The following is a 21400-nucleotide window of genomic DNA, read 5'->3' on the forward strand; positions in this document are numbered from 1 at the left end:
AACAACTTCAACACTGGAGCCGCCCCCATGAAAAAGACGCCACTCGCGTTATTGCTGACCCTCGGATTGCTCAACACCCCGCTGTCGGCATTCGCCGCAACAGCACCGCTGGATCTGGTCGGGCCGGTGTCGGACTACAAGATTTACGTCACCGAACTACTCGATGAACTGGCCAGCCACACCCAGCAATTCACCGACGCCGTGAAGAAAGGCGACCTGGCGACCGCGCAAAAACTCTACGCACCGACCCGCGTTTTCTACGAGTCGATCGAGCCGATTGCCGAGCTGTTTAGTGATCTCGATGCGTCCATCGATTCTCGCGTCGATGATCACGAGAAAGGCGTGAAAGCTGAAGATTTCACCGGTTTCCACCGCATTGAATATTCGCTGTTCGCGCAGAAGAGCACCCAGGGCCTCGATGCATTGGCGGATGGCTTGAACAAAGACGTGCAAGACCTGCAAACCCGCGTGGCCGGCCTGACCTTCCCGCCGGAAAAAGTGGTGGGCGGTGCTGCTGCGCTGCTGGAAGAAGTGGCCGCGACAAAGATTTCCGGTGAGGAAGATCGCTACAGCCACACCGACCTGTATGACTTCCAGGGCAACATCGATGGCGCGAAGAAAATCGTCGATTTGTTCCGTCCGCAGATAGAGCAGCAGGACAAGGCTTTCATAGCGAAAGTCGACAAGAACTTCGCCACCGTCAACAAGGTGCTGGCCAGGTACAAGACCCAGGATGGTGGGTTTGAGACGTATGACAAGGTCAAGGATAACGACCGCAAGGCACTGGTCGGGCCGGTGAATACTTTGGCTGAAGATCTTTCCACGTTGCGTGGGAAGTTGGGGCTGAACTGAGTTTTCTAGCGTCTGGGCTGGCCCCTTCGCGAGCAGGCTCGCTCCCACAGGGTTTTGGAGTGCTCACGGATTTCGTGAACGCCGGCCAGACCTGTGGGAGCTGGCTTGCCAGCGATGACGTCAGCAGGCTCGCCGCATCATCCAGATCAATTTACAGAATCCGGTAAAGCAACCGCTCAATCCGCACCCGACTCACGCGTTTGAGAAACTTCGCCACCCCGGCCGGGTATTCCGGCAAGGTCTCCAGGTCGTGGAAGCTGGAAATCCGCGAGGTATGGCGGAAGATTGCCTCCAGCTCCTGCGCTCGCGGGTCCACCCACTCGCCTTTGGGATCATCGATCAACAACGCATTTTCCAGGTCCAGGCGGAACGCCCGTGGATTAAGGTTGTTGCCGGTCAGCAGCGTGTAGCGCTGATCGATCCACATGCCCTTGAGGTGATAGGTGTTGTCGCCGTCACGCCACAGGTGCAGGTTCAACTGACCGCTGTCGATGCTGCGCTGATGGCGTTTGGCGAAGCGGCGCAGGCTGATCTCGTACAGGTACGGCAGCGCTGAGATCACCCTGAACGGCTCGCTCGGCGGAATGTAGAAGTCGTTGGCGGTCTTGTCGCCAACCACAATGTCGATCTTCACGCCACGGGCCAGCGCGCGGTTGATCTCGCGGATCACCCCTAGCGGCAGGTTGAAGTAAGGCGTGCAAATGGTCAGCTGCTTTTGCGCACTGGCGATCAATTCGAGAATTGCCCGGTTTAGCGGGTTGTTCTTGCCCACGCCCAGCAATGGACTGACCGACAAACCTACTCTGGCGGTGCTGCCGGCACTGGTGTCGTACGCCGCGTGCTTGAGGCGGCTGCGCAGATCGCCGATGTCGTTACGCAGGCTGCGGGTGGTCGGCAGATTCGGCAGGTCGAGGCGATGCACCGCTTTGGACTCGATCAGGCCGTGCTTGACCAGGTGATGCATCGAGTCCGCCAGCTCAGGGCTCTGCAGGACGTGATAGCGGTCGAAACGGTACTTGTCGAACTTGTGCAGGTAAACGTTGTTAAGGCTGGCGCCGCTGTAGACCACGCAATCGTCGATCACGAAGCCCTTCAAATGCAGCACGCCGAACAGTTCGCGGGTTTGCACCGGTACACCATAGACCGGCACTTCACTCTGGTGGGTGCGGGTCATTTCCTGATACCACGCCGAATTGCCCGGCTGCTTGCCGGCACCGATCAGCCCGCGCTGGGCGCGCAGCCAGTCGACCACCACGGCGATTTCCAGCTCGGGACGCGCGAGTTTGGCGGTGTGCAAGGCATCGAGGATTTCCTGACCGGCTTCGTCTTGCTGCAAATACAGCGCGACGACATAGATGCGCTGGGTCGCCATAGCGATTCTCTCCAGCAGGCAACGGCGGAACTCGGCGGCGCCGGACAAAATGGTCACGGCCTCGGCGGCCAGCGGAAAGCTGCGCAGTTTTGGCAGCAGAGAGCGTTTGAAGAGCAACGGCATAGGGCTCGCAATGGGTCGAATCCGAAGAACCCGAGAGCTTACACCATCGATCCCTGTGGGTCTTGTGAGGGTCTGTAAAGAGATCGAAAGATCGCGTCCTTCGGCTGCGCCTACAAGGTGTTCACAATCCCCGCGCAGGCGCTGCCGAAGGCTGCGATCTGTTGACTTTAAAAAACAACTTGCCAATGAAGAACGACCGTTCTACTGTTCGCCACATGAACGAAATCACAGACACCTCAACCCGCGACATCATTCTGGATGTCACCGAAAAGCTGATCTATAGAAGTGGCATCGCCGCCACGGGCATGGATCTTCTGGTGAAAACCGCCGGCGTCTCCAGAAAGAGCATCTACCGCTACTTCACCAATAAAGATGAGTTGGTGGCTGCCGCCCTTCAACGACGCGACATGCGCTGGATGCATTGGTACCGGAGCGCTGTGGATCAGGCCGAAACGCCGGCCGATCGCCTGCTCAACCTGTTTACCGTGCTCAAGGGCTGGTTCGCCTCGGAGGGCTTTCGCGGCTGCGCCTTCATCAACACCAGCGGCGAAACCGGCGACGCGCAAGATCCGGTGCGTCTGGTTGCCAGGCAACACAAACAGAAGCTGCTCGACTACGTGTGCGAGCTGTGTACCGAACATGGCGCCAAGGATCCGCAGTTGCTGGCCAAACAGCTGCTGATCCTGATTGACGGCGCCATTACCGTAGCGCTTGTGATGGGTGATCACAGTGCCGCCGATAATGCGCAATGCATGGCGCGCAAGTTATTGGACCTGTAACGCCTTAATAGGCCAGACAAGTTGTTTAAACGTTGAATCTATCGGGAGACTGATCATGTCTACTGCAGCTCAGGTACGTCCGCCATTGCCACCCTTCAACCTTGAATCGGCCATCGAGAAAGTTCGCCTGGCCGAAGACGGCTGGAATTCCCGTGATCCCGAGAGGGTCTCGCTGGCCTACACCCTCGAGACGAAATGGCGCAACCGCGCCGAGTTCGCCAACAACCGGGAAGAGGCCAAAGCCTTCCTCACCCGTAAATGGGCGAAAGAGCTGGACTACCGACTGATCAAGGAACTCTGGGCCTACTCGGACACGCGCATTGCGGTGCGCTATGCCTACGAATGGCATGACGATTCCGGCAATTGGTTCCGCTCCTACGGGAACGAGAACTGGGAGTTCGACGACAACGGCCTGATGTTCCAGCGCTATGCCTGCATCAACGACCTGCCGATTCAGGAAAGCGAGCGCAAGTTCCACTGGCCGCTGGGCCGTCGCCCGGATGATCATCCGGGACTGTCGGCGCTTGGTCTGTAACCCGCACATGTAGGAGCTGCGGCACGCTGCGATGTTTTGATCTTGCTCTTAAAAAACAGATCAAAAGATCGCAGCCTCGTTTCACTCGACAGCTCCTACAGGGGGACTTGGGTTTTGCTCAATGTAGAACCGTCAGCGCAAATCCGATCGAACTCATGGCAAACCTGCCGGGTCAACCGGCCATACCCGCCATGAGACTCGGAGACCCACGATGACCGATTATCCAAAACCACCCTTCCCTGCGCAGTCCCAATCCGTTCCCGGTTCGCAACGCAAAATGGAGCCGTATCCTGATTGCGGCGAGCAAAGTTACGTTGGCTCTGGCCGACTGGCCGGCAAGATCGCCCTGATCACTGGCGGCGACAGCGGTATCGGCCGCGCTGTAGCCATTGCCTTTGCCCGTGAAGGCGCTGACGTTGTCGTCGCTTACCTCAATGAACACGAAGACGCGAAGGAAACCGCACGCTGGGTCGAACAGGCCGGTCGCCAATGCCTGTTGCTGTCGGGCGACCTCGCGCAAAAGTCCCATTGCCAGGAACTGGTCGATCAAACCATTGAACACTTCGGCCGCATCGACGTGCTGGTCAACAATGCCGCGTTCCAGATGACCCACGAAAACTTCGAAGACATCCCCGATGACGAATGGGTGATGACCTTCGACGTCAACATCACGGCGATTTTCCGCCTGTGTCAGGCGGCGATCAAACACATGCGCCCCGGTGCGTCGATCATCAATACCAGCTCAGTCAATTCGGACATGCCGAAGCCGAGCCTGCTGGCTTACGCCACCACCAAAGGTGCGATCGCCAATTTCACCGGTGGTCTGGCGCAGATGCTGGGGCCCAAGGAAATTCGCGTGAACTGTGTGGCGCCGGGGCCGATCTGGACGCCTCTGATCGTCTCGACCATGCCTGATGAAGAAGTGCAGAACTTCGGTGGCAATACCCCGCTGGGGCGTCCCGGCCAGCCGGTGGAAGTTGCGCCGATCTACGTTCTGCTGGCATCCGACGAAGCCAGCTACATCACCGGCCAACGCTATGGCGTCACGGGCGGCAAACCGATGCTCTGACGTTCGCCCCTGATCAGTGCCGCCCCCGTCCCGTGTAGGAGCTGACGCAGGCTGCGATCTTTTGACTCTAGAAGACCAGATCAAAAGATCGCAGCCTGCGGCAGCTCCTACAGGGAATTCGGCGGGAAGAATGAACACGACGCCCGGTCTGGCCAGTACGAGAGAAGAATCATGAGTTTTACCGTGTGGGTTGCCGTGCTCGGCGCCGTGTTGCTGACGCTGGCGCTGACCTCCTCCTATCTGCGCTGGATGCCGGTGACGACCTCGGCGGTGTGCTTGCTGCTGGGTGTTGCAATTGGCCCCAGTGGCCTGGATCTGCTGAAACTGTCGCTGGATGACGCCTCGTTATGGATGGAGCACCTGACGGAAGTCGCGGTGCTCTTTTCATTATTTGTCTGCGGATTGAAACTGCGCCTGCCGCTAAGTGACAAGCGTTGGCGGATCGCGTTCGGCCTGGCCGGCCCGGTGATGGTGCTGACCATCGCGGGCGTCGGCCTGTTGCTGCATTGGGGCTTGCAACTCGCATGGGGGCCCTCGTTGCTGATCGGTGCGATTCTGGCGCCGACCGACCCGGTGCTCGCGGCGCTGGTCCAGGTCAACGATGCAAGGGACGTCGACAGCGTGCGCTTCGGCCTGTCCGGCGAGGCCGGGCTGAATGACGGTATCGCCTTTCCTTTCGTAATCCTCGGGTTGGTATTACTGCAGGCCGATAGCAACACGGGACTATGGCAGGACTGGATCTTGCGCAGCGTGTTATGGGCTGTACCCGCCGGGTTGCTGACCGGTTATTGGATGGGCCGTGGTATCGGCCGCGTGACACTGTCATTACGCATCCACAACGAAGACAGCACCCTGAGCCCCAATGACTATCTGGCGCTGGCATTGATCGCGCTGGCCTATGTCGTGGCCGAAGCCATCGGTGGCTATGGCTTTCTGTCGGTATTTGCTGCGGGACTGGGCCTGCGTCAGGTGGAAGTTCAATCCACCGGTGCCAGCCAGCCACCCGCTGAGCATCTGGTGCAGCCGGTAGTCGGTCACCTGAATGCGGAACCGCAGCATGCCGTGCATGGCGATACCGAACGGATGGAAGACAGTCAGGTTGCTGCCGGGATCATGATGGGTGACATGTTGTCGTTCGGGGGGCTGGTAGAACGGGCGATGGAAGTATTTCTCGTCACACTGCTGGGCGTTGTGCTGATTGCACACTGGGACTGGCGGGCGTTACTGGTTGGCGGCGTGTTGTTCTGCCTGATTCGCCCGCTTTGCGTTGCGCTGATGCCGTGGGGTTCTTTGCTGCAGGGACGGCAACGTTTGCTGATCGGCTGGTTCGGCATACGCGGGATCGGCAGCCTGTTCTATCTGTTTTATGCCTTGAATCATGGGCTGAGCGATTCGGTGGCCACGCTCTGTACCGACCTGACGCTGTCGGTGGTGGCGCTGAGTATTTTGCTGCATGGCATCAGTACGCAACCGATCCTTGCGCGATATGAACAGCGCAAAAAGCGCTCCCGGCAATAACTGCTGAACGTTGTGATGAAAAAAAATGGATCGCTCTGCAACTGCCAACGGTCACAACCTTGACTCCCTGCCGCACCCTGCGATGGGGTACGGCAGGTTCGGTTCCCCTGCGGCATCACGCCCTGAAAAGGAATCCCGTTATTTAAGGTTACGGTCATGAAAGAATGCTCGACTCCTGCGCAAATCAAGGCTTGCAGGGCTTTGGCCCTGGAACGCAATCGTCAATTGTTCGAAGAAGCACACGCGTTGAATCGCGCGGCTTATCAGTTACTCGAAAGCGGGGAGCTGGATCTCGAACAGTTTGAGCACTATCGGGCTTTACGCCGAAAAGCCGATGTGAAGTTTGCCGATGCGATTGAGCATCTGTGCGTGCTGAACGAGGATTTCCCGCCGATTCCGATGTCGGTGCAGAATTCGCAGGGGTTGCGTCGGGAGTTGGAGACGGCGGAATAGGCTGAAAAAGCCCCTCACCCCAGCCCTCTGGGAGAGGGCTGGGGTGAGGGGCTGTTGATTCTTCGACTCGGGTAGCCAAAACCTAGCCCCCAGGATTCGTGACCTGGATAAACACCGCATAACTGCCCAGCATCACCCAGAACGTGGCAAAAATCCACGGCGTGCGCACCGAGAACAACAGCGATTTACGGTAGCCCTTGTGGCTAGACTCCGTCTCGCTGAACAGGGGTGATTCGTCATACGCCAGGCCCATCAAAGGCTCGCTGTGCAGCAAATGGCTCTGCTTGAAGTGCCAGTGGTCGATGATGTCGTACGCCGCGCGAATCCCAGGCCAGGCGTTGAGCGAGCTGAGCAGTCCCAGCAGCGCCAGAAACGGTGGCACCACCAAGGTAAACAACTTGCCCCATTCCGGGTTGAGGTTGGACATGCACGAAGCAAATGCAATCACCAGGAACGATTGCGCCGCCAGATAGGCATCGGTGCGATTGGCGAGGATGCTGGTTTCGTACTGGATTTCGCGCCGATAGAAGTCCAGACGTTCCTTGGGTGAGCCGAACATCTTGGCGTCATGTTCGGTCTGGATTTCTTCAGCGGTCGGGTGGGTCAATATGCGAGACACGAGACGCGGGCTCCGGGGCAGGTAAAAAACTTAGAAACCCCCTGCCTCACACTAGTTCAGCCGAATATCCCCGAAGCTCATTTCATCGACAGGGCAATGATCTCCACAAGATTCAACTGCGTGAACGGTTTTGGCAGGCGCGGCAACTGCGCGGCAAAGCCTTCCAGGCGCTCGGCGTAACCGGTGGCCAGAACGATCGGCAGATCAGGTTTCAGCACCCGCACCGCGTGGGCCAGTTGCGCGCCGCTCATGTGCGGCATGGCCATGTCGGTAATCATCAGGTCGATGACCTCGCCTCGGTCGAACAACGCCAGCGCCTCCGTGCCGGAGGTTGCGCTGACCACGCGGTGACCGAGGTCTTCGAGCAGCAGACTGGTACTGGTCAGCACCAACGAGTCGTCGTCCACCACCAACACGCTTAGCCGCGGTACAACGATCGGAGCGGCCGGCGGGAACAAGGCCTCCGCCGTCGCGCCCTCGCCGGCTACCGGAATCCACAGTTCGGCGGTAGTGCCGTTGGCCTTTTCACTTTTGAGGATAAAGCGGCCGCCGAGCTGTTCAATGAAGCCATGCACCATCGACAAACCCAGGCCAGTGCCTTTGCCCACACCTTTGGTGGTGAAAAACGGGTCGCGGGCCGAAGCGAGTGTCTGCGCGTCCATGCCGTCGCCGGTGTCAGTCATGCTCAGGCAAATGTAACGCCCCGCCGCCAATTCCGTATGACCGAGTTCAAGCACGACTTCGCGTTGCGCAGCAATGGTCACGCTGCCGCCCTCGGGCATGGCGTCGCGCGCGTTGGTAGCGAGGTTGAGCAGCGCCAATTCAAGTTGGTTGACGTCCGCCAACACCGGTTCCAGGTCTTCGGGGAAATCTGTATCAATGCGAATGCCCGGGCCCAGCGAGCTGCGAAGCAGGCCGGTAATGCCTTGCACCAGTTGCGGTATGTCCACTGATTCGGTCTTGAGCTCCTGACGCCGGGCGAATGCCAGCATGCGCTGGGTCAGTGACACGCCGCGCAGTGCGCCTTGAGTGGCGTTTTCCAACAGGCGGATGATTTTCGGGTCGTCGCCAATGCGTTTTTGGACGATCTCCAGATTGCCGAGAATCACCGTCAGCAGGTTGTTGAAGTCATGCGCTATGCCGCCACTGAGCTGACCAATGGCCTGCATTTTCTGCGCCTGGGCCAGCGCCTCGCGGGTCTTTTCCAGCGACTGCTGGGCCTGATGGGCTTCGGTCACGTCGCGGGTGATTTTGGCAAAACCGAGCAACGTGCCGGTTTCACCGCGAATCGCATCGACCACCACGTGCGCCAGAAATTGCGTGCCGTCCTTGCGCACACGCCAGCTTCGACTCTCGAAGCGGCCTGTTTCGGTGGCTATCGCCAGCGCCCGCTGCGGCTCGCCGCGCTCGCGGTCCTCGGGGGTATAGAAAATCGAAAAATGCTGACCGATGATTTCTTCCGGCAGATAACCTTTGATCCGCTGGGCGCCCTGGTTCCAGTTGCTCACCCGACCTTCGGGGCTGAGCATGTAGATCGCATAGTCGGTGACGCCCTGCACCAGCAGACGAAACTGCTGTTCACTTTGCTTGAGGGTTTCCTCGGCCATCTTGCGATCGGTGAGGTCACGAGTGATCTTGGCGAAACCCAGCAGTTTGCCATTGGGGTCGATGATCGGATCGATCACCACATGGGACCAGAAGTTGGTGCCGTCCTTGCGCACGCGCCAGCCTTCGCCTTCGAATCGCCCTTCGCGGATCGCCGTATCGAGTGCCCGTTGCGGCAATCCGGCTGCGCGATCATCGGCGGTATAGAACCGCGAAAAATGCTGACCGAGAATTTCCGCCTCTTCATAACCCTTGAAGCGTTTGGCGCCGGAGTTCCAACTGGTGATGACGCCGTCGGGGTCGATCATGTAGATCGCGTAGTCGACGACCGCATCGATCAGAAGCCTGAAACGCATCTCTTCGATCGCTACGGACTTGTTGTTATCGCTCATCACACTCACCAGCCGTTGTCATGAGCGGAAGTATGCGGCAATCCGGGGAATTGGGAAGCCGGCGCTTCATTATTGATCGCCCACCAGCGCGGCAGCAGTTGCTGGACGCGGCTCTCGGCAAAGCGGTCGTCGATCAGCATCACCACCCCACGATCTTCGCGGGTGCGAATCACCCGGCCGGCGGCCTGCACCACTTTCTGCACGCCGGGATAGAGATAGGTGTAGTCGTAGCCGGCGCCAAAGATCGCCGCCATGCGCCGCTTCAGTTGTTCATTGACCGGGTTGAGCTGCGCCAGCCCAAGGGTGGCGATGAATGCGCCGATCAAGCGTGCGCCCGGCAAATCGATGCCTTCACCAAACGCACCGCCCAGCACCGCAAAGCCGACGCCCTGGCTGTCGGCGGTGAACTGGTCGAGAAACGCCTGCCGCGCCCCTTCGACCATGCCCCGCGATTGCTGCCACAGGGTGATGTGCGGGTGCCGTTCGGCCAGCAACAATGCCACTTGTTGCAGGTAATCGAAACTGCTGAAGAACGCCAGGTAGTTGCCCGGCCGTTCGCTGAACTGGCGGGCGATCAGCTCGACGATCGGTTCAAGCGATGCCTGGCGATGGTTGAAGCGCGTCGAGATGCGACTGACGATCTGCACCTGCAACTGCTCGGCGCTGAACGGTGATTCGACGTCGATCCACACGGTATCGGCGGGCGTACCGAGCAAGTCGGCGTAATAGTTGCGCGGGCTCAGGGTCGCGGAAAACAGCACGCTGCTGCGCGCAGCCTTCAGGCGCGGACCGATGAACGCCGCCGGGACCACATTACGCAAACACAGCTGCGACAGCGGACGTTTGCGGTCGAGGTCGCGCTTGCTGATGTCGAACAGGTAATGCTCGTCGTACAGCTCCGCCACCCGGCCAAATTGCAGCAGGTCGAAATAGAAGTTCTGCAAACCGCTGTCGAGACCTTGCGGATGGTCATTGAGGTAATCGCCAATCGCTGCGCAACACAGGGAAATCGCCTGCAAGAGCTTTTCCGGGGCTTTGTCGTAGGCCTGATAAGCCGCCAGTTGCGGCGCATGCAGCGCGTTCCATTCGCGATTGACCCGTTGCAGCGAATTCTTCAGCGGTGCGGGTGCGGTTTTGCGCACACTGCCCAGCGTGGCCTGATCGAGACTGGCGCTGTACATCTGCCGGCCGCGCTCGACGAGGTTGTGTGCCTCGTCTGCCAGCACGGCGACTTTCCACTGATTGAGCTGCGCCAGGCCGAACAGCAATGCGCTGAAATCGAAGTAATAGTTGTAGTCGGCGACCACCACGTCAGCCCAGCGCGCCATCTCCTGACTCAGGTAATACGGACACACCGTATGCTGCGCGGCGACTTCACGCATCGCGGCTTGATCGAGCAGGTTGATGCGACTGGCCGCTTCGCGGGCGGCGGGCAAGCGATCATAAAAGCCCTGGGCCAATGGGCAGGATTCGCCGTGGCATGCCTTGTCCGGGTGTTCGCAGGCTTTGTCCCGCGCGACCATCTCCAATACGCGCAACGGCAAGGTTGCCGATTGGTCGAACAACACCTGACTGGCGTCCAGCGCCAGTTTGCGCCCGGGTGTCTTGGCGGTGAGGAAGAACACCTTGTCCAGTTGCTGCGGCGCCAGAGCCTTGAGCATCGGAAACAGCGTGCCGAGGGTTTTGCCGATCCCGGTCGGGGCCTGCGCCATCAGACAGCGACCGGTGCTGATCGCCTTGAACACCGATTCGGCCAGATGGCGCTGACCGGGACGGAAGTCTGCATGGGGAAAGGCCAGTTGCTGCGCGGCCAGATTGCGCGCCTCGCGGTGGGCCATTTCCTGTTCGGCCCAGTACAGAAACAGGCTGCATTGCTGCTCGAAAAAAACCTGCAAGGCCTCGACGCTGAATGCTTCGACCAGACAGGTTTCCTTCTCGCTGACGATGTCGAAATACACCAGCGCGACGTTGATCTGCGCGAGATCAAGTTTGCGGCACATCAGCCAGCCGTAGACCTTCGCCTGCGCCCAGTGCAACTGCCGATGATTGGCCGGTTGCTTGCTCAGGTCGCCCCGATAGGTTTTGACTTCCTCCAGGCAGTTCTGCGCCGGATCGTAGCCATCCGCCCTGCCCTTGACCTTCAATTGGCGGAACGTGCCTTCCAGCGCCACTTCGCTCTGGTAGTTGTCACTGCGCCGCGAGGCCACGGTGCGATGGCCGGCAATGCCTTCGAGTGCCGTCGGTGAGGGTGTGAAGCGCAAGTCGAGATCGCCAGTCTTGGCGGTGAACTCGCACAGCGCCCGCACTGCAATGCTGTAGCTCAAGCGCTCTGCTCCGCCCATTGCACGTAACACACGGCCACTGGCATCTGATGTTCATGGCAGAACTCCAGCCAACGCAGCTGGTTGTCCTGCAAGCGGTCACCCGGGCCTTTGACTTCGATCATCCGGTAGGTTTTGTGCTGCGGCCAGAACTGGATCAGGTCGGGCATCCCGGCGCGGTTGGCCTTGATGTCGAGCAGCAAGCGGCTGAACCAGTGTTTGAGGTGGGCCGCGGGCAAACAGGCCAGCGCCTGCTCCAGCAGCGTTTCATTCAACGCGCCCCAGAACACGAACGGCGACTGCACGCCCCACTTGCCGACGAATCGCTGGCGGATGGTATCGGCATAACGGCCGTCGTCCAGCTCGGAGAGGCAGGCCCGGAACAGCTCGGCGCGGCGTTGCTGAAAGTCTTCATTGAGCAGATCAACCGGCCCCCGCTGGAATGGGTGAAAGAACGCCCCCGGCAGCGGCGCGAAAATCGCCGGCCAGCACAACAGACCGAACAACGAGTTGATCAGGCTGTTTTCCACGTAGTGCACCGGGCCCTCGTCGTCGTGCAAATGCGCCTGCACATGAAACTCAACAGACCGCGCCGGATCGATGCGCGGCAATTGCAGATCGAGACGCTCCACCGGTCGCGGCGCCAGCCGTTTGAGCGGCGGGCCACCGAGTTTGCGCCGCAGCCGGGGCAGGATGCGTTGCAGGCCTTGCTGTTCGGTCGCGCTTTGCGGCGCCTGTTCGGCCAGCGTGCCGAGTTCCAGCGCCAAGCCGTATTCGCCACAGCGCTCCAAGACCCGAATCATGCGCAATCGTGCACCGGGATAGGCGCACGTCCGGTAAATGTCCAGGGCCAGGGCAAACTCGCTGATGCGCTCGCAATACTGGCCGATCTGAAACAACACCTTGACGCGTCGACGTTCCAGCCACGGGTTGTCGAAATGCAAGGCGCTGACCTGCTCGACAATGGTTTCCAGCGGCTCACCCGCCTCGAAGCGCAATTGGCATTGGTGCAGAAACAGGCAGGCATCGACGTCTTCACGGCTGCGCAAACCACGGGAATCGGCGCAGAACTCGACTTTTTCATAGGTGAAGATGCCAAGGTCGGCCAGCACGAATTCCGACCAGTCCTGATACAGGTTGCCGAAGAACATCAACCGCAAGCGGTCGCACAGGTCCATGATGGTCAGGCTGAACAGGCGATCCTGCAGCGCCGGCGCCCAGTCACGTAGCGTGCGCGCATCAGTGAACTGCTCGGCCAACGCTGGCAGCCAATCGTCCTTGCGCCCCTTGGGTTGTTCGATGAAAGCGCCGAAGGCTTGCAGGATTTCGGCTTTGAGCAGTACGTCGAAAAGCTCTGTAATCGCCAGCGCTGCATGCTCGTCGATCCAGCCCTGCTCCAGCAGCGGATGCGCCGCTTGGCCGATGTCACCGATTTCCGGGTAGTTGAGTTTGCCGGCACGAAAATGCGCCCCCTTGCGCATCACCAACCGCACCAGCAAACCCTGCGAAGCGCGCGGCAACGCCTTGAAGTCACGCATGAACGCATGCTCTGCTTCACCCATCACATCGGCATAGCGAAGCTCAAGCCATTCAAGCACTTGCCGGAAGTTGTTGAGGTAATAGAACGGATCGTCGAGTGGATTGGCAGTCACGGGAATTCTGGGCCATGGGGAGCGAATACTGGTTATGCGTACAGATACCAGCTCTGCCCCGCCCGGCGCAAACGGAAAAGGATCAATGGCATTTTTTCACCGGCCTATCGAACTTTTTCTGGTTGAATGGCACCAACCGCGTTAGAACACCGACATCGTTCGGAATCACATGGATTAAGGAATTAGAGATGGGTATGAAAATCAAGACTCTGGGCATCCCCCTCGCGGTAGCGACCTTGCTGACACTAGCCGGTTGCGCAAGCCCGACAGTGGTCACCCTGCAGAACGGCACCCAGTATCTGACCAAGGACATGCCGAAGACCGAAACCGAGGACGGCTTCTATGAGTTCGAGGATATTTCCGGCGCCAAAGTTAAGGTACGCGCGGCTGAAGTGGCTACCGTGCGCGAAGAAGACTGACGAAACACGACCTGTGTAGGAGCTGCCGAAGGCTGCGATCTTTTGATCTTTTTTAAGATCAAGATCAAAAGATCGCAGCCTCCGGCAGCTCCTACCGGGGATTCGCGGTGTTATTGATCCACGGTCATGCCGGGGATCGTGTCGTCGCAACGCAAATATTGCCCACCACGCCGGGCCAGTTCGCCCTGCAAACGCTGGCAACGTTCCTGATCTTGCTGAGCCACGCGGTCAATGCTCAGGTTGCCGGTGGTCTGCGGCTGCTTGCCGTTACCCAGGCGAATGGTCACGAATGGCTGTTCGGGCTGGATCTGAAAGCGGCTTTTCTCTTCGACCGGCTCTACCACTTCGTTTTTCGCCGGGCTCGGCAATTCATCGGTGGTGATGCCGTAACGGCTCAGAATCGAGCTTTGAGGCAGATCGGCCCAGGCGTTGGCCGATAGCAGCGCCAATCCCACAATCCCGACATACCCTTTGAAACCTTTCACGTTTGAATCTCCTGTGCTCAGTGGCGGCTAGCTATAGAACGTGTGCGCACGTGCTGGCTTTAGGCCGCTTTTCCTGTTTTGCACAGGTTGAGAGTCAGGTAATGGCCATCGAGTCACTTCTGATACCGCGTTATGGTTCTTCGCGAGCAGGCTCGCTCCCACACGGTTCCTGGTCGGCCACATATTTAGTGTTCGACGCAAATCCACTGTGGGAGCGAGCCTGCTCGCGAAAGCGTCCTTACAGGCGCCCCATCAACATCAGACGATCACAATGCCATCGCCACTCAGGCTGTTCAGCGACACCCCCACCAACGTCACCGAATCATTACCAAACGACAACACCGTATCCTGCCCAACCGCTGAAGCATGAGCACGGAAGTCATCGCTGGGCAAAACACCCTGCACCCCAAGAAACACCAGTTTGTCGTTGGCGGTAAACCCCACCACCCGGTCCTGTCCGAACGCGCCGTTGAACAGGAACGTGTCCACCCCGCCGCCCGACGTCATCAGGTCATTGCCCGCGCCGCCGACAAACACGTCGTTGCCCGCGCCGCCAATCAGATAATCGTTGCCATCAAGCCCGAACAGCCAGTCACCGCTGGCATGCGCCTTGAGCGTATCGGCGCCGTGGGTGCCCTTCATGCTGGATTCGTACGCCGTCACATTGCTGCCAGCCTTCAACCCGCTGGCCGTGACGCTGTGGGTCACATCGTCCTTGAATAGCCCCCAGAGAAAGCCGGGCTCCTTGGTGACGATGCTGCCGATGTCGCGGGTAATGCTGATCCCGCCATTGCCATCGCGGATGTATAGATTGCCCGCACCGTCATTGGCGAAATCGAAGGTGTTTACCGATTTCTGCAAGTCGAGGGTGTTACTGCCCTGCCCGCCGAGGATGACGTTATAGCCGCCGCCATCACGAAAGGTGTCGTTACCGGCGCGACCTTCGAGATAGTCATGGCCGTTGCCGCCCTGGATCAGGTCGTTGCCGTCGCTGCCGATGATGAACGTGCTGCCCTTGTGGGTTTCGGCGTTGCGGTTGAGGTCCTGTACCCAGGTGTTGGCCCGCGCCGGGTCCGACAGGTTGGCGACGATGATCGTCGAGTCCTTGCTGGTCAGGTCGTAGAACTTCGACTCGATCACCCGGTTCATGCCGTCGCCATACGCAGTCGGCAAGTGCGAGATCCAGGCTGGAATATTCAGGATCGAGTACGGCAGCACATTCCAGGCGTTAGAGGCGTAGTGATCGTTGAAGCTGACGATGTTGTCGGTGGCTGATTCCTTGGGCGCATCGTGTACGCCAATCGAAGCGCCGGTGAAGGTCGAGCCATCGAGCGCGCGGAACACCGGGTCATTTTCGTAGCCAACGTTGAGCACCTTGTCGGTGCTGCTCTGGGTTGGCGAAGCGTAGGCGATGTAGTTGGAGTCACTGAAGAAGCCACCCCACTTGCCGCCGCTCAAATCCGCCATGCTGTTGACGGCCAATCCTCCGAGGCTGTGACCGCTGACCAGCACGTCTTTGCCGCTTAGGCCGTTTGCCGTGGCAAAGGCGACCACGTCATTGAGCAGATTGCCGAAGGCTTCACCGACGTAATTCTTCGCGTAGTCCTTGGGACCGAAGGCCGCCAGCAGGTCGTTGATAACGTCGCCGATGGAATCGAGGATCAGGTTTTCTCGCGGGCCGCTGGTGCCGCGAAAGGCAATGCCCAGTTCAGTGAGATGGCCTTGGGCGTCGTACTTTCCGAGGATTTCCACCTGGGCACTGGTGTAACCGGCCTTCTCGCCAAAGAAGGTTCCGCGCGCGTCAGTCTTGCCGTCATAGCCCAATTGCGCAGCAGTGATCGGCGTCCAACCGGCCTTTTGCACTGCGTCGAGGGCAAGTTTTTCTGAATCGGGATTCCACGGGATACCGGGGATGACGCCTTGCGAATCGGTGCCCCCAATCAGCGCGGTAACCAGCGTGGCCGGCAGACCGAGGCCGAAACCGTTGTGCTGATAACCGCTGGCGAAGCCGTTATCGAGGTTGTGATAGGAATACAGCGTGATAGCCATGGCGTCACTGAACAACGCCTTGGAATCGGCTGTACCGAAGTTTTTGTAGTCATACACACCCATTGCCATTGCCTCTCTTTTTGTTGGAATTGTCAGAGATAGCTCACAGCCGGGGCGCCCCTCGCGGAACGCCGCGGAGCATTTCAAAACTACTTACAGCTTTTACTGTGGGAGCGAGCCTGCTCGCGAAGAAGAAGTGTCAGTCAACATTTGTATTGCTGACACACCGCTTTCGCGAGCAGGCTCGCTCCCACATTTGGACCTAGGCGAAGACGAAACTTGCGTCCGACAGGTTAGCCACTCCTACCCCAACCAGCGTCACGGCAAACTCGCCAATCTTCAGCACGGTATCGCCGCCGGCCTGTGACGCATGCTGCTTGTAGTCGTAGCCCTGCCCCGCGCCTTCGACCCCCATGAACAGCAGTTTGTCGCTGCCCTGATAACCATTGATCGCATCGAAACCGAACGCGCCGCTGAACAGGAAGGTATTGTTGCCACCCACCGCGTTCATCACATCGTTCCCCCCGCCACCGACGAAGGTCACATGGCCCTTGTCGCTGATCAGCGTGTCGTCGCCACCCAGGCCAAACAGCCAGTCATCCTCGGCCGTGGCGTGCAGCGCGTTGCCGTAGCCATCGCCGCTAAGCGAATGGTTGTACTGGGTCAGCTCGCTGCCATTGGTCAAACCCTTGGCCGTGACGCCCCAGGTGATCTCCTTGCTGCCCCACCACGACCCCGACTCCTTGCTCACCAGCGCGCCAATGTCGCGGGTCATGCTGATGCCGCCGTAGGCGTCGCGCACATACAGCGTGCCGTCACCGTCGTTGGCGAAGCTGAAGTTCTGCAACGGCTTCTGCAGCTCGAAGGTGTTGTGGCCCTGGCCGCCGAGCAGGATGTTGAAGCCGCCGTCATCGCGAAAACGATCATCACCGCCCAGGCCCTCAAGGAAGTCGTTACCCGCCCCGCCCTTGAGCCAGTCGTTGCTCTGGGTGCCGATGATGAAGGTGCTGCCGGTGTGCGGCTCGCCACTGCGGCCCAGATCCTCGACCCAGGTTTTACCCCGGGACGACTCCTCAAGGTTGGAGACGATGATCGTCGAGTCCTTGTGGGTCAGGCCGTAGAACTTCGAATCGATCACCCGATTCAAGCCGTCGGCATACCCCAGGGAGCCGTGGGCCGACCAGTTCATCGGATTGACGATGCTGAAAGGCACCAGGTTCTGCGCGGTCGACGCATAGTTGTCGGTGAAGTTGACGATGTTGTCGGTGGTCGATTCGTGCGGCTTGTCGTGCTTGCCCATCGATGCGCTGCTGAACGTGGTGCCGTCGAGCACGCGGAACACCGGATCGTTCTCGTAACCGATGTTCAGCACGTTGTTGCCGGTGCTGCTCTGGGTTGGCGAGGCGAAAGCGATATAGTTGGCGTCCTTGAAGAACCCGCCCCAGTTGCCGGCGCTCAATTCAGCCACGCTGTTGACCCCGAGCCCGCCAAGGCTGTGGCCGCTGATCAACACGTCCTTGGCGCCAATGCCATGGGCGATGGAGAACGCCGCGACAGCCTTGAGCAAATTGTCGAAGGCATTTTTCGCGTATTGATTGGCGTAGTCCGAAGGCCCGATGGCGGCCAGCAGATTGTTTTTCATGTCGCCGAAGGTGTCGCTGTAACCCAGCCCCCCGGTGCCACGAAACGCAATACCGATGCCGATCAGCTTGCCGGCCGCGTCGTACTTGCCGAGCACTTCGGCCTCGGCGCTGGTGAAGCCATCCTTCTCGCCGAAAAACGTGCCTTGCGGCCCGACCTTGCCTTGATAACCCAGCGCCGTCGCTGTAACCGGTGCCCACCCCCCGGCCGGCAATGGCTTGCCGGTCGGGGTGTAGGCATACAGCGTCAGAGCGATGGCATCGCTGTACAACGCTTTGCCATCGGCATTTTTGTAATCAAACAGTCCCATGTGTTGTGCTCTCTCTTCCTTGAAATCAGAACTGCCAGTCGAGCGTCAGACCTACGCCGTGGTCTTTCTCGTTCGAGCCGATCAGCCCGTTGTAATCCAGGTTAACCCGCACATCGCGGTTGAGCGCCAGACCGGCGCGCACTCCGACGACCGCAGCATCACGATCCAGCGACACACTCTGCACGTTGAACGCGCTGTTGCCATTGGCGAACGCCAAATGGTTTTCAGCATCGACGCTGCTCAGGTTGTGCTGCCAGCCCAAGGTCGCGCCCAGTTCGAGCTGATGTTTGTCCGACAGGGCAAACGTGCGCTTGGCGCGAACGCCGAGGGTCGACAGCACCGCCTCGCGATTGTCTTCACCACCCTTCAGCGCCGCGGCGTCACCCTTCTCGGTGAAGCTGTCGCTGTTGAGGTGCACGTAAGCCAGATTGGCGAACGGCTCCAGGTTCATCGGTTGCAGGCCCAGGTCATACGCCGCTTCGGTGAACAATTGCGCGGTGCTCGCATCGCGTTTGACCTTCTGCTTGCCGCTGACATCAGCGAATTGCAGATCACGTTTCACGTCGATACGGTGCCAGCTATAGGCGCCGCCCACGGTCAGACGCAGTGCGTCGATCTCATGCCCCAGGTACGCGCCCAAGTGGTAGCTGTCGACGGATGCCGACGAATGCGTGCCGCTGCCCATGCTCAGTGAACTGTCGCTATAACCGGTAACGAAACCCAGACGAGTATCTTCAGCAATCAAGCCGTCGACGCCGGCCAGCAAGCCACCGATGGAGCTGTTGGAATCGGCATTTTCATGCCCGCCATCGCTCTTGCCCCACGCGCCCAGCACCTTGACCCAGGCGTTGCTGCGATCGTCAGTCGGCGCTGCGGCGTCGAACAGATCACGTTCGCGCAGACGTTCGCCGACGGCATCGCGCAGGTAACGGCTGTCGTTGATCAGCATCGTGCCGATGGCCGGGTGAATTTCTCCGGACAACTGTTGGAACGCTTGCTGCGCTACGGCGGCAGTCGGTGACACGAGCAGGGTTTCGAACAGCGCATTGCCCGCGCCCAGGCGCTCGGCAGCAGCACCCACGGCGCGCTGGTTCGGCGTCAGACCCACGCTGGCGAACGAAGCGTCATTACGCCCCACCGCCAGTTGAATGCCGTTCGTCGAGTAAGCGAGCGTCCCGCCAAGAAACGCGTAATCCGGCAATACCTGGCCGAAGCGTCCTTCGATACCGCCCGCCGCTTGCAGGATGTTGTACTGCGTGCCGAGCAGGCTTTTCACTTCGCCCGTGGTCAGCAGTGTCGGGCTGTTTTCCAGCGCCATGGTCACTGTGGCGCCTTCAATCACGGCTTTACCGGTGGCGATGATCTGGTCACTGCTGGTCGGCGAGAGTTCCACCGCGTAGGTCGAGCCCGACGCGAAGTTCACGTCACCGGCGACATTCATCGTGCCGATCGAATTGCCCGGCGCCACGGTACCGCCACTGTTCACCGACAACGCGCCGATCCGGCCATTGCCGCCGAGGATGCCGCCGTCATTCACCGTGACCGCAGAGGCCAGCGAGCCGTTGATAGCGAGTCGGCCCTGATTGACCAGGGTCGGGCCGCTGTAGCTGTTATTGCCGGTCAGCACCAGTGTGCCGATACCCTGCTTGGTCAGGCCGCCATGGCCGGAAATGTCGTTGCGCCAGGTATCGAGGCCACAGGTGATGTCGTTGCACACGCGCTCGGTGGGTTTGCCCTGATCGATGATCGCGCCGATGCCCGGCAAATCCGCGACAAACTGGCCGGAGCCGTAAGCGCCGTCGATGCGGAACTCGCTCGGAATGTCCTGCTCGGTGACGAACATCGCCGGGCCATCAATGCCTTTGCGCAGGTTGATCATGCCCCAGCCATACAACGCGTCGATGCCCGGCGCGCCGAGGTCGGTCGCGGTTGTGCGCAACACGCTGGCGACCTGATCGCCGGACATGTACGGGAAGCGTTCCATCAGCACGGCCATCGAGCCGGCCACATGCGGAGCGGCCATCGAGGTGCCGTTGTAGTTTTTGTAGGCGGTGGTCAGATTATCGGCGTTGGTGCCCTCGATGATCGCACTGAAGATCTTCGTGCCGGGTGCCGAAACGCAGAAGCTCGCGGTGTAGCCGCAACGCGATGAGAACGTACTCATGATGTACGGATTGGCGCTGGTCAGGTCCGGATTCTGCTGTAACGCGGCGACGGTGATCCAATTCGGCGCGATGTCCGGGACGAAGTAACCGAGGCCGGCGATGGCGTCCGGGTTGTTCAGGTTGTAGTCGTTACCGGCGGCGAAAATCGTCACGATGCCGCTGCGTGCCGCGGCAATCGCACCGTCATAGGCGCCGCCGGGTTTGGTGCCGAGCAGCGTGCGGATTTCGTTGAATTGCACCTGTGCGTCGTTGACGGTGAAGTGCGGATACGCCGGATCGCGGCCACCGAGGTCGAAGCGATCGGTGATGCCAATGCCCCAGCTGTTGTTGATGATCCGCGCGCCACTGGCGATCAGCGCATCCCAACCGGCCTTGTACACGGCGCCGTCGTTACCGCGGACGATGCCGTCTTCAGGGCCGGGGTCGCCGTTGTCGGCACTGATGATTTGTGCGCCGAACGCGACGCCATGCATCGGCCCGCCGTCACGACTGCCAGCCGCAATGCCGCCGACGTGGGTGCCGTGCGCACCGAGTTTGCCGTCGGAACCGACCGAGGGCGAACCGTCATAACGGAACGCATCCCCGGCTTTGACAGGGATGTACGGGTCGGTGTATTCGCGGATGCCACTGGTGACCAGAGTGACGACTTTATTACTGCCGGAAAACTCCGGGTGTGCGGCGTACACCGGCTGATCGAAGATCCCCAGTTTTACCCCTTTACCGGTGTAACCAGCGGCGTAGGCGTGTTCGGCACCGATTGCGCCCAGGCCCCAGTCAGCCTTGAATTCGGCACTGCGCCAACTGGCGACATCGCCCGTGCGACCGTTTTCCACATAGGGCGCGGCGTGTGCCGTGCCCCAGGTGGCGAGTGCGCACAACACCGCGCCAGTCAACGTTTTCAGGGCAAAGCAGCCACCCGTTTGCGCGGGGGTTTTATTGTTTTTCATCCTGCGACCTTCCTTAGTTGTGTTACGAAAAATCCGTCTATGTTCAGCTAGCGCCCCCTGTAGGAGCTGCCGCAGGCTGCGATCTTTTGATCTT

General features: G+C 59.8%; 16 protein-coding genes. 7 read left to right on the forward strand and 9 right to left on the reverse strand.

Annotation, left to right across the window (positions count from 1 at the left end):
• Window positions 1–27: 27 nt before the first annotated feature.
• Complete coding sequence (gene efeO / locus H8B20_RS21460) at window positions 28–852, forward strand: iron uptake system protein EfeO (protein ID WP_210624527.1); 825 nt, start codon at window positions 28–30, stop codon at window positions 850–852.
• A 151-nt stretch (window positions 853–1003) separates the two neighbouring features.
• Here the strand turns inward: efeO and pssA are convergent, their stop codons facing one another.
• On the reverse strand, window positions 1004–2347 hold the full coding sequence (gene pssA / locus H8B20_RS21465; protein WP_210624528.1) for a CDP-diacylglycerol--serine O-phosphatidyltransferase: 1344 nt from the start codon (window positions 2345–2347) through the stop codon (window positions 1004–1006).
• A gap of 215 nt (window positions 2348–2562) precedes the next feature.
• Here pssA and H8B20_RS21470 point away from each other — a divergent pair, with 215 nt between their 5' ends.
• The 5 genes from H8B20_RS21470 to H8B20_RS21490 all read left to right on the forward strand — a co-directional run bounded on the left by H8B20_RS21470 (window position 2563) and on the right by H8B20_RS21490 (window position 6701).
• Window positions 2563–3126, forward strand: coding sequence for a TetR/AcrR family transcriptional regulator (locus tag H8B20_RS21470; protein ID WP_210624529.1), 564 nt, complete (start codon window positions 2563–2565; stop codon window positions 3124–3126).
• Between the two features lie 55 nt (window positions 3127–3181).
• A complete protein-coding gene (locus H8B20_RS21475) occupies window positions 3182–3661 on the forward strand; it encodes a nuclear transport factor 2 family protein (protein WP_200616817.1) in 480 nt (159 codons plus the stop codon).
• Between the two features lie 211 nt (window positions 3662–3872).
• Window positions 3873–4730: an SDR family oxidoreductase gene (locus tag H8B20_RS21480; protein WP_210624530.1), complete on the forward strand. Its 858-nt coding sequence runs from the start codon at window positions 3873–3875 to the stop codon at window positions 4728–4730.
• Between the two features lie 171 nt (window positions 4731–4901).
• A complete protein-coding gene (locus tag H8B20_RS21485) occupies window positions 4902–6248 on the forward strand; it encodes a cation:proton antiporter (protein WP_210624531.1) in 1347 nt (448 codons plus the stop codon).
• 156 nt (window positions 6249–6404) lie between these two features.
• The gene (locus H8B20_RS21490; RefSeq protein WP_210624532.1) at window positions 6405–6701 is read left to right on the forward strand and encodes a hypothetical protein; all 297 of its coding nucleotides are present in this window, start codon (window positions 6405–6407) and stop codon (window positions 6699–6701) included.
• Between the two features lie 82 nt (window positions 6702–6783).
• On the opposite strand, the gene H8B20_RS21495 is transcribed toward H8B20_RS21490, so the two are convergent.
• The 4 genes from H8B20_RS21495 to H8B20_RS21510 form a co-directional block, all read right to left on the reverse strand.
• On the reverse strand, window positions 6784–7320 hold the full coding sequence (locus H8B20_RS21495; protein WP_210624533.1) for a hypothetical protein: 537 nt from the start codon (window positions 7318–7320) through the stop codon (window positions 6784–6786).
• Window positions 7321–7397: 77 nt separating this feature from the next.
• Window positions 7398–9317, reverse strand: a complete 1920-nt coding sequence (locus tag H8B20_RS21500) for a hybrid sensor histidine kinase/response regulator (RefSeq protein WP_210624534.1) — start codon at window positions 9315–9317, stop codon at window positions 7398–7400.
• A gap of 5 nt (window positions 9318–9322) precedes the next feature.
• Complete coding sequence (locus tag H8B20_RS21505; protein WP_210624535.1) at window positions 9323–11641, reverse strand: ATP-dependent DNA helicase; 2319 nt, start codon at window positions 11639–11641, stop codon at window positions 9323–9325.
• Complete coding sequence (locus tag H8B20_RS21510; RefSeq protein WP_210624536.1) at window positions 11638–13290, reverse strand: VRR-NUC domain-containing protein; 1653 nt, start codon at window positions 13288–13290, stop codon at window positions 11638–11640. The genes H8B20_RS21505 and H8B20_RS21510 overlap by 4 nt, the downstream gene beginning before the upstream one ends.
• Before the next feature lie 194 nt (window positions 13291–13484).
• Here H8B20_RS21510 and H8B20_RS21515 point away from each other — a divergent pair, with 194 nt between their 5' ends.
• Window positions 13485–13709 carry a YgdI/YgdR family lipoprotein gene (locus H8B20_RS21515; protein ID WP_042562092.1) on the forward strand — a complete coding sequence of 75 codons (225 nt, stop codon included), beginning with the start codon at window positions 13485–13487 and terminating at the stop codon, window positions 13707–13709.
• Window positions 13710–13819: 110 nt separating this feature from the next.
• Here the strand turns inward: H8B20_RS21515 and H8B20_RS21520 are convergent, their stop codons facing one another.
• The 4 genes from H8B20_RS21520 to H8B20_RS21535 all read right to left on the reverse strand — a co-directional run bounded on the left by H8B20_RS21520 (window position 13820) and on the right by H8B20_RS21535 (window position 21306).
• Window positions 13820–14194: a hypothetical protein gene (locus tag H8B20_RS21520; protein ID WP_210624537.1), complete on the reverse strand. Its 375-nt coding sequence runs from the start codon at window positions 14192–14194 to the stop codon at window positions 13820–13822.
• A 258-nt stretch (window positions 14195–14452) separates the two neighbouring features.
• Window positions 14453–16306 carry a polyurethane esterase gene (locus H8B20_RS21525; protein ID WP_210624637.1) on the reverse strand — a complete coding sequence of 618 codons (1854 nt, stop codon included), beginning with the start codon at window positions 16304–16306 and terminating at the stop codon, window positions 14453–14455.
• Between the two features lie 199 nt (window positions 16307–16505).
• Window positions 16506–18194, reverse strand: a complete 1689-nt coding sequence (locus H8B20_RS21530; RefSeq protein WP_210624538.1) for a polyurethane esterase — start codon at window positions 18192–18194, stop codon at window positions 16506–16508.
• Window positions 18195–18219: 25 nt separating this feature from the next.
• A complete protein-coding gene (locus tag H8B20_RS21535; RefSeq protein WP_210624539.1) occupies window positions 18220–21306 on the reverse strand; it encodes an autotransporter serine protease in 3087 nt (1028 codons plus the stop codon).
• Window positions 21307–21400: the final 94 nt, after the last annotated feature.

The organism is Pseudomonas sp. P42 (genome assembly GCF_017973755.1).
Classification (GTDB): domain Bacteria; phylum Pseudomonadota; class Gammaproteobacteria; order Pseudomonadales; family Pseudomonadaceae; genus Aquipseudomonas; species Aquipseudomonas iridis.